Source organism: Roseateles sp. P5_B10, from assembly GCF_056400485.1.
This window is the reverse complement of the sequence record NZ_JBFULE010001800.1, coordinates 1-506: the sequence shown is the minus strand read 5'-3', so window position 1 is coordinate 506 and position 506 is coordinate 1. Positions and strand designations below refer to the sequence as shown.

2 protein-coding genes are annotated in these 506 nt (G+C 65.4%); both read left to right on the top strand.

Going from position 1 to position 506, the window contains the following annotated elements:
* A partial coding sequence (locus AC1DU6_RS35980) for a trypsin-like serine protease (RefSeq protein ID WP_477863464.1) occupies positions 1 to 337 on the top strand: 337 nt, incomplete at its 5' end.
* A gap of 6 nt (positions 338 to 343) precedes the next feature.
* A partial coding sequence (locus AC1DU6_RS35975) for a PDZ domain-containing protein (protein WP_477863466.1) occupies positions 344 to 506 on the top strand: 163 nt, incomplete at its 3' end.

The window sequence follows — 506 nt, the reverse complement described above, 5'->3', positions numbered from 1 at the left end:
GACCGTGACCCACGGTATCGTCTCCGCGCTGGCGCGCACGCAGGTCGGTATCACCGACTATCAATTCTTCATCCAGACCGATGCTGCGATCAATCCCGGCAATTCTGGTGGCGCGCTGGTCGACATGACCGGCAAGCTGGTCGGCGTGAACACCGCGATCTTCTCGCGCTCCGGCGGCTCGCAGGGCATCGGCTTCGCGATCCCGGCCAACATGGTCCGCGTCGTCGTAGCCTCTGCCAAGAGCGGCGGCAAGGCCGTGAAGCGTCCGTGGCTCGGCGCGCGGCTGCAGAACATCACGCCTGAAATTGCCGAGACGCTCGGCCTCAAGACGCCATAGGGTGCTCTGGTCGTCAATGTCACGGCGAACAGCCCGGGGGCAAAGGCGGGCCTCAAGGTCTCCGATCTCGTAACCGCCATCGACGGCCAGGCCATCGAGGATCCGAATGCGTTCGAGTATCGCTTCGCGACGCGGCCGCTCGGCGGCACTGCGCAGCTCGATGCGCATC